Here is a 15,025-nt window from a genome sequence, read left to right on the forward strand (position 1 = left end):
GCCAAAAACTTCCGCAATAACCTATTACTTGAATTAGCATTGGCATGTTTTTTCAGTAATTACTTATGTTTTAATGAGTGGTAGAGTAGATTCTTAACTGTTATTTCCGGAAACAGAAAGTTTAACCAACCCGCTAAGGCGATTTCCGTTCGCCTATCATCTATCATCTATCATCTATCATCTATCATCTATCATTTAAGGCCCATTTCCAGAATCGCTTCAAACCACTATTCTCCCACTTATTGTGAAAATACAGTGGTCGTCTAATTACTTGAAGGGCTGCCAAAGCTTAATGATTATATTCAGCCAAACCTTAATTTTTAACAATGAACAAATCAATCAAACTACTAACTGCTTTGTTTGTCATGGTTTCGGTGAGCCTTAGTGCTCAAATCCCTAAACCGTCCGAAACATTTGGGTTCGAAGTCGGTGCCGATTACAAATTGGCCGACTACGATCAAATGTTGGAGTATTACGATAAGCTTGCAGCTTCTACCGATCGGGTTCAAATGATCGAAATTGGAAAATCCGTAATGGGTCGTCCTATGAAGTTGGTCTTCATTTCTTCGGAAGAAAACATGAAGCAACTGGATAAATGGAGAGAGATTAGCGAGAAACTTTCTAGGGCTGAAATCACGGAAGAAGAGGCACAGAAATTATCGAAAGAAGGAAAAGCGATTGTTTGGTTCGATGGTGGAATGCACGCTACAGAAAGAGCCCACGCTCAAATGACTTCTGAACTAATGTGGCGCATTGCTGCTGAAGAGTCGGACGAAATGAGAAATATAAGGGAGAATGTGATTACACTTGTTGTGCCTGTAATCAACCCTGACGGTGTGGACATTGTGGTAGATTGGTATCGCAAAACTTTGGGAACACCATACGAAAGTTCAAGTCCTCCGATTTTGTATCAGAAATACGTAGGCCACGATAACAACCGCGATTGGTTTATGAACAATATGCCTGAAACCAAGGCGGTAACTACAGTGCTTTACAGCCAGTGGTACCCACAAATTGTTCACAATCACCACCAAACTGCGCCAAGAGGAGCCATGATTTTCATTCCTCCTTTCCGTAGCCCTGTAAATCAGAAAATTCACCCTGGCGTAACTACCGGAGTGAACTTGGTAGGAACGGCTATGGCACACAGATTTGCGGCTAAGAAAATGCCAGGTGCTATTGCTACAACTTCTTATAGTATGTTCTGGAATGGCGGTATGAGAACCGCACCTTACTACCATAACCAAATTGGTATTTTAACAGAAACGGCTCAGCCAACCCCAACGCCAACAGAATACGATCCTGAAAAAATGCCTGAATTCGTAGGAGGAAAAAGAGCTAATTCTACCGAGATTTTCTATCCATATCCATGGAAAGGCGGAACCATGCGTTTCAGAATGGCTATTGATTATATGATTGAAGCTTCTATGGCGGTTTTAGATTTGGCCGCTGAAAAGAAAGAAGAGTTTCTATATAATATATATAGCATGGGCCGCGATGCGATAGAAGATCAAAACGGAGCTTTTGCTTATGTGATCCCTAAAGACCAGTGGAACCCAAGTGAAGCGATGAACCTAACCAACATTTTAATGCAGGGTGGGGTAGAAGCTCATAAGGCAACGGCTGATTTTTCGGTAAATGGAAAAAGCTACGAAGCGGGTTCTATCATTTTCTACGGAAGTCAAGCTTTTCGTCCTTTCTTGGCCGATTTAATGGAGCCTCAGGAATATCCTGATCAATTCCTTTATCCTGGCGGGCCGCCACAGCCTCCTTATGATTTGGCCGGTTGGACTTTGCCAATGCAAATGGGAGTAACTGTAGATAGAGTGACTGCGAAGTTCAATGCTTCAGCTGAAGAAATCACTGAAAAACTGAAACCAGAAGTAGGTTCAGTTGCGGGGAATGGCAAGTATGGCTTTGCGTTCTCTAACCACGATAACCTAAGCGCAACAGCGATTAACCGACTTCAGAAAGCAGGTTATACGGTTAGCATTCTTCAGTCAGACGAAGGTGATTTGAAAGCGGGTTCGGCTGTAGTAAAAAGCAAAAGAGGTTTGGCTAAAGAGTTGAGCACTTTGAGCAACGAATTGGGCCTTGATTTCCAAGGTGTGGAGAAAAAGCCTTCTTCGGAACTAGCTGAGCTTAAGAAAGTGAAAGTTGGTATTTATAAGTCGTGGCAAGCCAATATGGACGAAGGTTGGACAAGATGGATGCTTGAACAATTCGAGTTCGATTTGGATACTTTGCACAACAACGACATTCAAAAAGGAGACCTTTCTCAATACAGCGCCATCATTATTCCTAACCAACGCCCAAGAAGTATTCTTAGCGGAAATAGAGAAGGCAGAGCACCAGAGAGATTTGTAGGCGGTGTAGAAAAAGAAGGTGTGGCTGCGCTAGATGCTTATGCAAAAGGTGGAGGTACAATTCTCTTCTTCGATGGTGCTAGTGATTTCGCGATCGAAGAATTTAACTTGCCTGTAACCAATGTTTTAAGCGGGCTGAAGTCTACAGACTTCTTTATTCCAGGTTCATTGGTGAGAACGGATATTCATACCGACAATCCTGTTGCTTTTGGTATGCAAAGCCAAGTTGCTGCTTCTTTTGATAACAGTAGCGCCTTCAAAATTAACGATGGTGCGGAAGGTATTACCGAAATAGCCAAATATGCATCAGACGATGTATTGATGAGTGGTTGGGCTTTGGGCGAAGAAAAATACTTGGCCAATACTTCTGCAATGTTGAACGTAAATTATGGCGGAGGAAATTTGGTGATGTTTGGATTCAGTCCTCAGTTTAGAGGCCAGCCAAGAGGAACTTACAAACTGATTTTCAATTCAATTTATCAGGGAGCTCAAAAGAACCCGATCAAACTGAATAAGAAATAAGAAGCTTACTTTAATTAAATATGGAACCCTGCTTATTCAAATAGGCAGGGTTTTGTTTTTCAGGGAAGTTTGATTGAAAATCAACTGCTCAGAAAGAGATTCTGAAGTAGCTTTTCAGTCGCGAATTAATGTGTTTCAAAAACCATTTCTGGTTCATCTACATCTACAGTGCCTTTTTCGTTGATTTCCCTTAATTGAACTGTTTTCAATTCGTTAATCAACATGGGGTCGTATTTAGCAGAAACTCGCACGTAATTTTCGGTGAAGCCATGCATCATGCCGTCTTCAACATCGTCTTCAAAAAGCACAGTGGCCGTTTTACCCAAATTCTCTCTGTAAAACTGTTGCTTCTTTTTCTCGGAAAGAATTCTCAGCATTTTAGAACGCTCTTTTCTTTCTTTCAAAGAAACTCGGCCTTCCATTTCTGGTGCAGCCGTATTTGCCCTTTCAGAATAAGTGAAAACGTGTAAATAAGAAATGTCTAAGCCATTAAGGAAGTTGTAGGTGTCAAGAAAATCCTCATGAGTTTCGCCCGGAAAACCTACAATTACATCCACGCCAATACAGCAATTAGGCATCAACTGCTTGATTTTATTCACACGATCTTCATAAAGTTCGCGCAAATACCTTCTTCTCATTTTTCGAAGAATCTTATTGTTGCCCGATTGTAATGGAATATGAAAATGAGGTACAAATCTCTTCGATTGAGAAACGTACTCAATAATCTCGTTGGTGAGCAGGTTGGGTTCTATGGAAGAAATTCTAATTCTTTCAATGCCTTCAACCTGATCAATTTCTTTTACCAGATCAACAAACCTTTCGGCTCTTTTGCCATCTTGAATGCCGAAATCGCCAATATTTACGCCAGTTAAAACAACCTCTTTAACATCGGTAGCGGCAATTTCTTTAGCCGATTTGATGATGCTTTCAGTACTGTCGCTACGGCTTTTGCCGCGAGCTAAAGGAATGGTACAGAATGCACAATGATAATTACAGCCGTCTTGAACTTTTAAGAAAGTCCGTGTTCTGTCATTAATAGAGTAGGCGTTGTTGAATGTGGTGGCTTCTTTGATTTCAGAAGCCAGAACCTGAGCGTTTTCAGGTTTAACAAAGCCATCCAGCAATTCAATCAACCTGAATTTTTCAGCAGCTCCCAAAACAGCATCTACTCCCGGGATTTCTGATATTTCTTTTGGCTTAAGTTGCGCATAACAACCAATAATGGCTACATAACCATTGGGGTTCACGTTTTGGGCTTCGCGAACAATCTTCGCACACTTTTTATCCGCGTTTTCGGTAACCGAACATGTATTGATGATAAAAATGTCGGGAGTTTCAGAAAAGCCCACTTTCTTATACCCCTTTTCCTCAAATTGACGGGAAATGGTAGAAGTTTCTGAGAAGTTCAGTTTACAACCGAGGGTATAGAATGCGACTTTTTTCATTTTGGCCTGCAAAGGTAATGATATTCAGTGTGAAACAGAAAAAAAATGGCTTGGGGCGAAGTCCTGAAACTTGGTGTATTTCAGAATTTCGCGCGAAAAGTTCGTTTTTTGACCAAATTTTGAATCGATTTCTGTAATTCTTCTTTTTGGCGTATAAAAAATGGTCTGATTTGACTGTACTTTCTGTAATTGTGCTAATTTTGAAATGAAATTTAAACCAACTTATCAAAAGACATGTCGAATCAACGTCAGCGTGCGCTCAATATCGTTCAAACAAGAACTACGGAGCGTGTTTTTGCCCCAGCGGACAAAATTTCAGATTTCTTTGCAGATGATGTTTTCACTCTTGACAAGATGAGAGCCACCTTGGCTCCTGATACTTTCAAGAAAGTTGAATCAGCCATCAAAAAAGGCAAAAAAATCGATGTAGAAACTGCTAACGAAGTAGCTTCTGCAGTTAAAACCTGGGCTTTAGGCAAAGGTACAACTCACTATACGCACTGGTTCCAGCCATTAACAGGGGCTACTGCTGAAAAACATGATTCATTCTTTGATGCACACAAAGGCATTGAGGTTTTCAAAGGAAGTGCTTTGATCCAACAAGAGCCAGATGCATCTTCTTTCCCTAACGGAGGTATCAGAAGTACTTTCGAAGCTAGAGGATATACGGCTTGGGACCCAAGTTCACCGATTTTTATTTGGGGTAGAACACTTTGTATTCCTACCATTTTCGTTTCTTATACTGGAGAAGCGCTTGACCACAAAGTGCCATTGTTGAAAGCTGTTGAGGCTGTAGACAAAGCGGCTACTAAAGTTTGTCAGTTGTTCGATAGAAACGTAACCAGAGTGAATGCTTCATTGGGTTGCGAGCAAGAATATTTTGTAGTAGATAAAGCTTTATTCAACGCAAGACCTGATTTGGTAATGAGTGGTAGAACCGTTTTCGGTCACCACCCAGCAAGAGGTCAGCAGTTGGACGATCACTACTTCGGTTCGATTCCTAGCCGTGTATACAATTTTATGAAGGATTTCGAAATCGAGTGTTTGAAGTTGGGTATTCCTGTATCTACTCGTCACAATGAGGTAGCGCCTGCTCAGTTCGAGGTAGCTCCAATTTTCGAAGATATCAACGTTGCTACTGACCACAATTCATTGATGATGGATGTGATGGACAGAGTGGCTGAAAGACATGATTTGAAAGTTCTTTTCCATGAAAAACCTTTCGCTGGATTGAACGGATCTGGTAAACACAACAACTGGTCGTTGATAACCAACACAGGTGTAAATGTTTTCCAACCAAGCTCTAGTGCTAGAGAAAATCTTCAGTTCCTTACTTTCTTGGTGACTACGATCAAGGCGATTCACCAGAATTCTGGTTTGTTAAGAGCAAGTATTGCTTCTGCTGGTAACGACCACAGATTAGGTGCTAATGAGGCTCCTCCGGCTATCATGTCTGTTTTCTTAGGTTCAGAATTAACTGCAGTTTTAGATGAACTAGAAAGCAACGGTAACATTAAAGTAGATAAGGGCGAGAACATGTATATGAAGTTGGGTATTGATAAAATCCCTCAGATTATACTTGATAATACTGATAGAAACAGAACTTCTCCTTTCGCTTTCACTGGTAACAAGTTCGAATTCAGAGCTGTAGGTTCTGATCAAAACGTTGCTGAGCCAATGACTGTGCTTAACCTTATTGTAGCTAAGCAATTGAAAGAATTCTATGCTGAAGTAAACAAACTTACTTCTGGTGGCGAAGACAAGAAAATTGCAATCGTTAAGGTATTGAGAGACTACATCAAAGAATCAAAAGCAGTACGTTTTGAAGGTGATGGTTACTCTCAAGAGTGGGCTGAAGAAGCAGAGAAAAGAGGTTTGCCAAACGTAAAAGATACTGCGAGAGCTTTAGATGCTTACGTTACTAAACAGTCTATCTCAATCTTCGAAGAGTTTGGTGTAATGAATGAAGTTGAATTGGAAGCCAGAAATGAAATCCAATTGGAAAACTACATTTTGAAATTGCAGATCGAAGCACGTTTGATCGGAGAAATCGCTCTAAACATGATTTTGCCAGCGGCTATTCGTTACCAAAGCAAATTGATCGACAACGCTACTAAACTTGCTAGTTTAGGTATCGATAACGGTCACGTTTTGGCGGTAATTGAAAAAATCAACGGTCATATTGCTACTGTTCAGTCTCAAGTTACAGCCATGAACGCTGAAAGGGGAGAAGTGAATGAGATTGAAGAATCTAGGGATAGAGCAATTGCTTACTGCGATAGAATTAAAATGAAGTACTTCGATACAATTCGTACTTCTGTTGATAAATTAGAATTGTTGGTGGACGATGAAGAATGGCCACTATTGAAATATAGAGAAATGCTTTTCTTGAGATAAAGTCAGTATTTTGACGAATTTTAAAACCACTTCTTTTAAGGAGTGGTTTTTTTGTTTTAAGTTTCTTTCGATATGTCCAAAAAATCAAAGTGGCCCAAGCGAATTAAAATTGGCTGTTTATCCAGCGTCATTCTTATTGTGGTGCTTTCTCAATTCGTGAGCGGCTGCATCAGCTTCTCCATGAGCGATAAGGAGGTGCGTTCGTACTTCGAAGAGAAAGCAGAAAAGCCAGAAAGTGTAACATATAAGGTAGGCGATTACCAAATGCATTATGAAGTGTTGGACTTAAATCAACCAGCTACTATCTGTTTTATCCACGGAACTCCCGGCAGTTGGGATGCTTTTATTCAATACTTTACGGACAGTACTTTGTACGATGATGCAGTGATTCTATCTCCAGACCGACCAGGTTTTGGTAAGTCCAGCTATGGAAAGCCTGTGGCTTCATTAGCTCGACAAGTAGAGCTAATGGCTCCGATGCTCGAAAAATATCCAGCACCTAGAATTTTGGTAGGTCATTCATTAGGTGGGCCTATCGTAGCCAGAATGGCAATGGATCGCCCTGATTTGGTTGATGGCATGGTGCTTTTAGCGCCAGCTTTGGCTCCGCAATTAGAGCCCGAAGAAGATTGGTTTAGAGTGCCAATGCGTTGGCCTATCATTGAAGGTATAGTCCCGAAAGTCTTCAGGGTTTCAAATGAAGAGCTGATTTTTTTAGAGGAAGAACTTGATGAAATGCTTCCGCTTTGGTCAGGAGTTAAAGCTCCAACCATTGTGATTCAGGGTGAAGCCGATGATTTGGTAAATCCGGGAAACGGTCCTTTTGCGGATAGTGTTTTGGTTAATGCTCCTCATGAAATTATCATGTTGGAAGGGCAAAACCATTTCCTTCCCTGGAATGAATATCCTTTGGTAGTTGAATCTGTTCAGAAAATGTTGAAGGTAGTCCAGAAGGATTCTTTAACGATAGCCAGTTTTGGTATAAAGCATTAGAAAGTAGAATTCTGAGGCTCGGCTAATTCTCCATCTTTATAGGTTTCTTGTCGAATCAAACTTCCGCTTTTAGAGTACACCAGCCAAATGCCTTGTTTGATGCCCTCTACTAAAGTTCCAGAAGTGAGCTTTCGGCCTTTTTCATCAAAGAAAGTCCAGCTTCCGTTGGGCATTCCTTTTTGATAAGGACCTTCAGAAAATTTGGTACCATCTGCATAGTAACTGATTTTTACGCCAATGCCATTTTTCAATGTGCCACTACTATGTTCGTTTCCGTCTTCATCTTTAAATGCGGTTAAACTCAGGAGTTTTCCTTTGTTCCAAGTTTCTTCAAGCATGGTAGAACCATCTTCATGAAAGTAACCCCAAAGCCCATCTTTTTCGCCTGCTACATAACTCCCGATGGAAGATAGCTTTCCATTATCATAATAATTGAACCACTGGCCATGTTGTTCTCCAAGTCTGTAGTTGCCTTCTGCAATGAGTTTTCCAGATCGATTAAAGCTTTTCCAATTGCCAACTCTGTTGTCGTTTTCATAGCTTCCGAATTCTTGAATCATTCCATTGTCGTGGAAGAACTTCCAAACACCAGTTTTAGCACCTAAATCATACTCTCCGGTTTCGGATTTCACACCATTAGGATACCAAGCTGTGAATGTGGAATCTTTTAACCCCAGTCTGTAGAAAGTTTCTGATTCAAGTTGTCTGTTGCTAAACCAAGACCTTTCAGCGCCCACAGGTTTATCGTCTACATAAGTGATTTCGCTTAGCTTTCTACCGTCAACATCGTAGGTATACCAAGTGCCTGTCTTTTTTCCATTCTCGTAGTATTCCTTAATAGAAGGTCTGCTGTCAGAAAATTCGTAATAAAGCCATTCTCCATCGCGTTCTCCCATTACGAACTGGCCTTTTTCGGTTACAAACTCTCCATCATATTTAGTCCATGCCCCGTTTAAAAGTCCTTCTTTATAATTGGTTTCTATCATCAATTGACCAAAGGGATCATATTGTTGAAATCTCCCGTTTAGTTCCCCTTCTTTATATTGAGTTTTAAGTTGAAGGTGAACGCCATCGTAATAGGTTTCCCATGTGCCTTCTTTTTGACCATTCTCAAACTTTCCTCTTTCAAAAATATTTCCATTTTCATGATAGGAAGTCCAATTGCCATTAAGTTTTCCGTTTTCGAAATTGGTGTTTACGCTAGGCCGGCCTGAATCGTGAAATAGAATGTAACTGCCATTCAAAATGTTGTCTTTATACTGCATTCTGGCTTTTTCCATTCTATCAATAAACACCATCCAGAAGCCTGTTCGCTCTCCATTAATGTAATTCCCTTTCTGAAAAACAGTGCTATCAGCATTGAACATGGTCCATAGCCCCATGCGTTTTCCACCCTTTAAAGGTTCTTCATGTACTGTTAAAAGCGTAGTGTCATTTGAAGGGAAAACCAGATCGTATTGTTCTTGGGAGAAAGCCGAAACGCCAAATGTGATCAATAAAATAAAAATAGAATAGCATTTATTGAGAAGACGGAAGCTCGAGGCTGAACGCATAAAATTCTGTTTCAGGTTAAAATTACTGGGCATGTTGCAATCAAATATTACGCCAATCACAGGCTGAGAGTATCGTCTCAAAACTTTCTTGACCCAAATCTGGTAAATTCTTAATGTCGTTTAGTTCTATTCGGGTAGAAAGTTTTAAGAATTCAGCATTTGACATATGATGTTTAATAGCATCCATGTTCTCTGAATTAACAGCTATCAAATTATTTGGTTCAAACTCTAAGCGCCATGGTGTAGGGCTTACGCAGAAAAAAACAGAGGAGTTTAAAAGTTGTAAAGGTTCGAACTGAATAGTTTGAAAAAAGCTTCCTTGAGCGATAAAATTGCAGGAAATAAAATTGCCCCACCACACTACTGTTCGGAAAGTGAAAAAGTGTTGCCCTTTAAAGACACTAGGGAAATCTACAACCCAATAGGGGAGGCCATTATAATTTTGCCCCTTATTGATTTTATTTGGCAGCCAATTATTGACTTGAGGTATTTTATGTTGCTGCGATTCGAAAAATGGAAGTAGAGCTTTCTGATAATCAATCAGCCATTGCTCCATTTTTAAATCGAGTTTCTGTTTAGTGAGTAAGAAAGCTTGATCATTGAGGAGATCAAGTTCTTGATCAGAAAAGGAAAAGTTTTGAGCCATTAATTACCAACGAATCAATGCAGAAGCCCAAGTAAAACCGCTGCCAAAGGCGGCTAAACAAACTAAATCACCTTCGTTGATTTTTCCTTTTTCCCAGGCCTCACTCAGCGCAATAGGAATAGATGCGGCTGTGGTATTACCGTAATACATAATATTGTTGAAGATTTTTTCTTCAGGTAAATTCAGCTGTTTTTGTACAAAGTTGCTAATTCTTAAATTGGCTTGATGAGGAACCAAAAGATCGATATCTGTGGCGGAAAGATTATTCGCTTCTAGTGCTTCCTGAATGACTTCGCTGAAACGAACCACTGCATGTTTGAATACGGCATTTCCATTCATGGTTAGATTGAAAGTAGTGCCGTCAATCAGTTCATGAGAAAGTCTAACGCTTCTACTGCTTCCCGGATCTTTTACATAAAGTTCTTCGGCATAATCACCATCTGCATGAAGATGTGTAGAAAGAATGCCTGTTTTTGTATCGTCAGAAGCCTTTAAAACCGCAGCTCCTGCGCCATCAGCAAAGATAACTGCGCTTGAACGACCAGCAGTTGACTTATCAATAGCAGAAGATTGAATTTCGGCCCCAACCACTAAAATCGTTTTGTACATGCCAGTTTTTATAAATTGATCGGCTACAGATAATCCATAAATAAAGCCGCTACAAGCATTGCGAATGTCCAAAGCGCCAATTCCTTGTAATCCGAGTTCCCTTTGCATCAAAACTCCTGAGCCTGGGAAGAAGTAATCTGGGGTTATGGTGGCGAACACAATAAAATCTACCTCTTTAACATCGGTGCCCGATCGCTCTAAAGCCATTTTTGCGGCTTTGGTCGCCATGTTGGAAACGGTGTCCTTCTCAGGATTAAACCATCTTCTCTCTTCAATTCCGGTACGCTCAACAATCCATTCGTTGTTGGTGTCCATGATTTGTTCCAAATCCTGATTCTTCACCACGTTTTCAGGAACATAATGCCCCAAACCTACAATTCGCGAACTCTTCATATCTGCTGATGTTTGAACCGACAAATTAATTAAATATCCTTTAGTAAGAAATCGTTTGCGTAATCTGAGAGGTCAAAAGCAAAAATCTGCCATTCATCACAGACTTTGTTGTCAAAATTGGAAGATGGGGGCTTATTCACCTAACCGAATAATGCAGGAAACAATTTATGCGAATAAGCGTAATTGTTACGGAAGAATTGAAATGAGGAAAATGACTAGAGTTAATCCAAATGGCTTGATTGCACTTTTGCTTTTTATGGCGTGTACTAGCTGTGGAGTTAATGATCCTGCTGCTAAGGAAATTTTAAGAAAGGCCGTTGAAAGGCATGGCTTTAAACCTGGCCAACAGTTTGAAGTGGAATTCGACTTCCGAGAAAAGCATTTTACGGCTCAAATCACAAATCAAGGCGATACATATTCCCGAACTTTACACGAAGGCGCTGACCTAGTTGAGGATGTAATCAGCAAAGACAGCTTTAGCCGAAAGGTAAACAATCAGATTGTGCAACACACTCCGGAAAGCTTGTGGTCGGCCGATGATACACGTTCCGTGATCTATTTTGCGCTTTTGCCTTATGGTTTGAATAAGGAAGCTATGAGCACTCAACTCATGCCTTCCATCGAAATTGATGGAGAACCTTATTATAAGGTGGAAATCACTTACGGTAAAAATGGGGGAGGCAAAGATTTTGAAGATGTTTTTGTTTACTGGATTCACCAGAAAAACTTCACCATCGACTATTTAGCCTACAGTTTCAATATAAATGGTGGAGGGGTAAGGTTTAGAAAGGCTTATAATCCTCGTGAAATTGAAGGTTACCGATTCCAGGATTATATCAATTATACTATTGATAGGGATTACCCAGCACAGGAGCTGGATTATGCCTTTAAAACAAACCAGTTGAGGGAGATTTCAGAAATCAACCTGGAAAATGTAAAAGTGAGAAAGCTTAACTAGCCAAATAGAGTGAAACTTCCGAATTGATTAGCCGGAGGTACTCTTTTCAGAATATCTGGGCTATCGTAATTCCCATCTTCAATTCTTGGTGTTACTGTATATCGATCCATTGTTTTTTCCTTGAAAGGAGAAAGAAGGTCCAGCATGCTTTCTTCTGTATTCAACTCATTGAGCCATTCGTTCATCAAATCGGAATTCAATATAGCGGGCATTCTATTCGTGATGTCGGCAACATCGGCATTGGCTTCTGTAGTTATCATCATAAATGTATGAACCGTTTCTCCATTCTCATTTTCAAACTCATCCCAAAGCCCAGCAATGCCAAAAGGAGATTGATCAGCTAAATGAAATCGGTAAGGCACGCGCTCTTTTTTCGAAATGCTTTTCCAAGCGTAAAAGCCATCGGCAATAATCACACAACGTTGTGTTTTCAAATTCTTTTTTAAACTAGCCTTGTCCAATAGCTGATCTTTTGGAGCGTAAATCAGTTTTTCGCTAATACTTTTCTTTTTGGTGAAAGAAGGGTTGATTCCCCAGTAAAAAAAAGAAAGTCCATCAGGGTTTTCAGCGGTAATGATAGGCAGCAATTGGGTAGGGGCTGCATTATACCGTTTATGGAAATTATGGGTCACTTCCACATTGAAATAAGCCTCAATTGACTCCGGAGAACACGCAATAGAATAGCTGGATGCCATAAAAAGTTTTCAGAAAGTTAAGCGTTGAGCTTTAATAATGCTAATTGATCGAACCTTTAGCGTTGGGCTATGGTTCAAAGAACATTGCATTGAACTTTAGCAATTTATAAATCAACGTTGAAAAGCCCTTGGAATAGGTGTTCTATTTATTTGAATATCGGTTGATTTAAAACTATTTTTGGGCTCAATTTTTCACAGATCATATGGCAGAAATCGTTAAAATGCCGAAGATGAGCGACACTATGGAAGAAGGAGTGATCGCTGTTTGGCATAAAAAAGTAGGTGACAAAGTAGAATCCGGTGAATTGATGGCTGAAATCGAGACAGATAAGGCTACCATGGATTATGAATCATATAATGAAGGTACTGTTCTTTATCTCGGAGCCGAAGAAGGCGAAGCCGTAAAGGTGAATGGCGTTTTAGCTATTGTAGGTGAAGAAGGCGAAGACTATAAAGCTCTTTTGAATGGTGCCGATAGCGGTAGCGATGATTCAAGTGAAGCAAAAGAATCTTCAGAAGAAACTAAATCAGAAGCATCATCTGAGGCAATAGATACCAGCAGTGTTAATGCTGAGATTGTTAGAATGCCAAAAATGAGCGACACCATGGAAGAAGGTGTGATTGCTGCTTGGCATAAAAAAGTAGGTGATTCTGTAGAGTCAGGCGAATTGGTTGCCGAAATCGAGACAGATAAAGCTACTATGGAATATGAGTCATACAATGACGGAACTATTCTTTATTTAGGAGCCAATGAAGGCGAATCTGTGAAAGTAGATGGCGTTTTGGCAATTGTAGGTGAAAAAGGAGCAGATTACGAGCTTCTTTTGAAAGCCGAAAGCCAAGGTGGTTCTTCAGCTGCTCCAGCTAAAAAAGAGGAGGAAGCTCCAAAAGAAGAAGTTAAAGAGCAAGAAAGTGCTCCTGCTGCAACTTCTACTTCTTCAAACAACGGAAGAATCAAAGCTTCTCCATTGGCTAAAAAATTAGCAGAAGAAAAAGGTATCAATATCGCTGAGGTTAAAGGCTCAGGTGATGGCGGTAGAATTGTTAAAAGAGATATCGAAAACTTTACTCCTGCGGCTAAGCCTGCAGCTGAAGCACCTAAATCAGAGGCTAAAGCTTCTGCTCCAGTAGTTGAGCTTCCAAGAATTGTAGGAGAAGAAAGTTATGACGAAGTAAGAGTTTCTCAAATGAGAAAAACTATTGCTAAGCGTCTTTCAGAAAGTAAATTTACAGCTCCTCACTTCTACCTTACCATGGAAATCAACATGGATAAGGCCATTGAAGCAAGAAAGAGCATGAACGAGATTTCTCCTGTAAAAATCTCATTTAATGATATGGTGATTAAGGCTGCTGCTGCGGCTCTTAGAAAGCACCCTCAAGTAAATTCTTCTTGGTTAGGAGACAAAATCCGAATTAACCACCACGTTCACATTGGTGTAGCAGTTGCGGTTGAAGAAGGTCTTTTGGTTCCTGTGGTAAGATTTGCTGACAATAAGCCGCTTTCTCACATTGCTGCCGAAGTGAAACAACTTGGCGGTAAAGCGAAGAATAAAGAACTTCAGCCTGCTGATTGGGAAGGCAACACCTTTACCATTTCAAACTTAGGTATGTTCGGTATTGATGAGTTTACAGCGATTGTAAACCCACCAGATGCTTGTATCATGGCTGTTGGAGGTATTAAAGAAACTGCCATTGTAAAAGATGGACAGTTAACGATTGGTAATATCATGAAAGTAACCCTTTCATGTGATCATAGAGTTGTAGATGGAGCCATTGGTTCAGCATTCCTTCAAACTTTCAAATCTTTGCTTGAGGATCCAGTAAGAATCCTTATCTAAGATTTTAGTAGAACTTATTAATTCATAGTCCCGTTTTCATACGGGACTTTTTATTTTATAACGTATGACAAAAATTAGATCTACAACCGTTTTGGCGGTTAAACATAACGGTTCAATATCGATAGGGGCAGACGGTCAAGCTACTATGGGAAATACGGTAGCAAAAAATAATGTAAAGAAAATCAGAAAGCTTCAAGATGGTAAAATCGTCACAGGTTTTGCTGGTTCTACTGCAGATGCTTTTACTCTTTTGGAGCGTTTTGACGAAAAGTTGAAAGCATATGGCGGAAATATGAAGAGAGCTGCCATTGAACTTGCCAAGGATTGGAGAATGGATCGCTATTTACGAAAGCTGGAATCTATGCTTATCGTGGCCGATAAAGATGATATTCTTATTCTTTCTGGTACTGGAGATGTGTTAGAGCCAGATAATGGTATTGCTGCCATCGGATCGGGAAGCATGTATGCCCAGGCTTCAGCACAGGCACTCACAGCTCACGCTCCGTACCTTGACAGTAAAGAAATTGTTGAAGAAAGCCTTAAAATAGCAGCTGACATCTGCATTTATACGAATCATAATTTGATAGTTGAGAAAATTTCCTAAATTTAC

Annotated in this window: 11 protein-coding genes; 6 read left to right on the forward strand and 5 right to left on the reverse strand. The window is 40.2% G+C overall.

Annotated elements, in window-relative coordinates; translation table 11 throughout:
- Window positions 1–326: 326 nt before the first annotated feature.
- Window positions 327–2,888 carry a M14 family metallopeptidase gene (locus ACXACJ_RS05265; RefSeq protein WP_475133224.1) on the forward strand — a complete coding sequence of 854 codons (2,562 nt, stop codon included), beginning with the start codon at window positions 327–329 and terminating at the stop codon, window positions 2,886–2,888.
- Between the two features lie 125 nt (window positions 2,889–3,013).
- Here the strand turns inward: ACXACJ_RS05265 and mtaB are convergent, their stop codons facing one another.
- Window positions 3,014–4,333: a tRNA (N(6)-L-threonylcarbamoyladenosine(37)-C(2))-methylthiotransferase MtaB gene (mtaB, locus tag ACXACJ_RS05270; protein WP_475133225.1), complete on the reverse strand. Its 1,320-nt coding sequence runs from the start codon at window positions 4,331–4,333 to the stop codon at window positions 3,014–3,016.
- Window positions 4,334–4,567: 234 nt separating this feature from the next.
- Here mtaB and ACXACJ_RS05275 point away from each other — a divergent pair, with 234 nt between their 5' ends.
- Together ACXACJ_RS05275 and ACXACJ_RS05280 are read left to right on the forward strand one after the other, a co-directional pair.
- Complete coding sequence (locus ACXACJ_RS05275) at window positions 4,568–6,730, forward strand: glutamine synthetase III family protein (protein WP_475133226.1); 2,163 nt, start codon at window positions 4,568–4,570, stop codon at window positions 6,728–6,730.
- Between the two features lie 72 nt (window positions 6,731–6,802).
- The gene (locus tag ACXACJ_RS05280; protein WP_475133227.1) at window positions 6,803–7,723 is read left to right on the forward strand and encodes an alpha/beta fold hydrolase; all 921 of its coding nucleotides are present in this window, start codon (window positions 6,803–6,805) and stop codon (window positions 7,721–7,723) included.
- On the opposite strand, the gene ACXACJ_RS05285 is transcribed toward ACXACJ_RS05280, so the two are convergent.
- Genes ACXACJ_RS05285 through ACXACJ_RS05295 form a run of 3 tightly spaced genes read right to left on the reverse strand, consistent with a single transcriptional unit; the run spans window position 7,720 to window position 10,924 of the window.
- A complete protein-coding gene (locus ACXACJ_RS05285) occupies window positions 7,720–9,276 on the reverse strand; it encodes a toxin-antitoxin system YwqK family antitoxin (RefSeq protein WP_475133228.1) in 1,557 nt (518 codons plus the stop codon). The genes ACXACJ_RS05280 and ACXACJ_RS05285 overlap by 4 nt on opposite strands.
- Window positions 9,277–9,316: 40 nt before the next feature.
- On the reverse strand, window positions 9,317–9,922 hold the full coding sequence (locus ACXACJ_RS05290; protein ID WP_475133229.1) for a hypothetical protein: 606 nt from the start codon (window positions 9,920–9,922) through the stop codon (window positions 9,317–9,319).
- 3 nt (window positions 9,923–9,925) lie between these two features.
- On the reverse strand, window positions 9,926–10,924 hold the full coding sequence (locus ACXACJ_RS05295) for a 3-oxoacyl-ACP synthase III family protein (RefSeq protein ID WP_475133230.1): 999 nt from the start codon (window positions 10,922–10,924) through the stop codon (window positions 9,926–9,928).
- A gap of 211 nt (window positions 10,925–11,135) precedes the next feature.
- On the opposite strand from ACXACJ_RS05295, the gene ACXACJ_RS05300 reads away from it, so the two are divergent.
- Window positions 11,136–11,882 carry a DUF6503 family protein gene (locus ACXACJ_RS05300; RefSeq protein ID WP_475133231.1) on the forward strand — a complete coding sequence of 249 codons (747 nt, stop codon included), beginning with the start codon at window positions 11,136–11,138 and terminating at the stop codon, window positions 11,880–11,882.
- On the opposite strand, the gene ACXACJ_RS05305 is transcribed toward ACXACJ_RS05300, so the two are convergent.
- Window positions 11,879–12,577: an SOS response-associated peptidase gene (locus ACXACJ_RS05305; protein WP_475133232.1), complete on the reverse strand. Its 699-nt coding sequence runs from the start codon at window positions 12,575–12,577 to the stop codon at window positions 11,879–11,881. The genes ACXACJ_RS05300 and ACXACJ_RS05305 overlap by 4 nt on opposite strands.
- 203 nt (window positions 12,578–12,780) lie before the next feature.
- On the opposite strand from ACXACJ_RS05305, the gene ACXACJ_RS05310 reads away from it, so the two are divergent.
- Complete coding sequence (locus ACXACJ_RS05310; RefSeq protein ID WP_475133233.1) at window positions 12,781–14,415, forward strand: pyruvate dehydrogenase complex dihydrolipoamide acetyltransferase; 1,635 nt, start codon at window positions 12,781–12,783, stop codon at window positions 14,413–14,415.
- Between the two features lie 64 nt (window positions 14,416–14,479).
- A complete protein-coding gene (gene hslV / locus ACXACJ_RS05315) occupies window positions 14,480–15,019 on the forward strand; it encodes an ATP-dependent protease subunit HslV (protein ID WP_475133234.1) in 540 nt (179 codons plus the stop codon).
- Window positions 15,020–15,025: the final 6 nt, after the last annotated feature.

It is taken from the genome of Roseivirga sp. AWQ4_251 (assembly GCF_056158225.1).

Bases quoted from the DNA above. Each gene is read 5' to 3' on its own strand.
- ACXACJ_RS05290 (WP_475133229.1), bottom strand. From the start codon at position 9,922: ATGGCTCAAAACTTTTCCTTTTCTGATCAAGAACTTGATCTCCTCAAT.
- ACXACJ_RS05305 (WP_475133232.1), bottom strand. From the start codon at position 12,577: ATGGCATCCAGCTATTCTATTGCGTGTTCTCCGGAGTCAATTGAGGCT.
- ACXACJ_RS05310 (WP_475133233.1), top strand. From the start codon at position 12,781: ATGGCAGAAATCGTTAAAATGCCGAAGATGAGCGACACTATGGAAGAA.
- mtaB (WP_475133225.1), bottom strand. From the start codon at position 4,333: ATGAAAAAAGTCGCATTCTATACCCTCGGTTGTAAACTGAACTTCTCA.
- ACXACJ_RS05265 (WP_475133224.1), top strand. From the start codon at position 327: ATGAACAAATCAATCAAACTACTAACTGCTTTGTTTGTCATGGTTTCG.
- ACXACJ_RS05300 (WP_475133231.1), top strand. From the start codon at position 11,136: ATGACTAGAGTTAATCCAAATGGCTTGATTGCACTTTTGCTTTTTATG.
- ACXACJ_RS05280 (WP_475133227.1), top strand. From the start codon at position 6,803: ATGTCCAAAAAATCAAAGTGGCCCAAGCGAATTAAAATTGGCTGTTTA.
- ACXACJ_RS05295 (WP_475133230.1), bottom strand. From the start codon at position 10,924: ATGAAGAGTTCGCGAATTGTAGGTTTGGGGCATTATGTTCCTGAAAAC.
- ACXACJ_RS05275 (WP_475133226.1), top strand. From the start codon at position 4,568: ATGTCGAATCAACGTCAGCGTGCGCTCAATATCGTTCAAACAAGAACT.
- ACXACJ_RS05285 (WP_475133228.1), bottom strand. From the start codon at position 9,276: ATGCGTTCAGCCTCGAGCTTCCGTCTTCTCAATAAATGCTATTCTATT.
- hslV (WP_475133234.1), top strand. From the start codon at position 14,480: ATGACAAAAATTAGATCTACAACCGTTTTGGCGGTTAAACATAACGGT.